This window comes from Rhizobium phaseoli, assembly GCF_010668805.1.
Classification (GTDB): domain Bacteria; phylum Pseudomonadota; class Alphaproteobacteria; order Rhizobiales; family Rhizobiaceae; genus Rhizobium; species Rhizobium phaseoli_A.
In genome coordinates this window covers 1-383 of record NZ_WUFT01000156.1, presented here as the reverse complement: position 1 = coordinate 383, position 383 = coordinate 1, and the positions used below count along the sequence as shown (strand labels likewise).

Here is a 383-nt window from a genome sequence, read left to right as displayed (position 1 = left end):
ATCCTGATGGACGAGCCGCTCTCCGCGCTCGACAAGCAACTGCGCGAAACCATGCAGATCGAATTGCGCCGCTTGCATCGCAAGCTCGGCGCGACCATCGTCAACGTCACGCACGACCAGCGCGAAGCGCTCACGATGAGCGACCGCGTCGCCGTGCTGAAGGACGGCAAGCTCGTGCAGATCGATACGCCCGAGCGTCTCTACGACCGTCCGTGCGATGCGTTCGTCGCGAGCTTCATCGGCGAGGCGACGCTGCTCAACGTCAGCCGCGCCGGCGACGACGCCGTGCGTCTCGGCGACGCTGTCTTGCGCACCGCGCATCCGCTGCCGCGTGGCGACAAGCTGCTGCTCGCGGTGCAGACGGAGAAGCTGGTGATCGACGG

Annotated in this window: 1 pseudogene; it reads left to right on the top strand. The window is 66.6% G+C overall.

What is annotated here, in order from left to right:
- Positions 1–383, top strand: a pseudogene (locus GR197_RS31835) (polyamine ABC transporter ATP-binding protein); the annotation flags it as partial.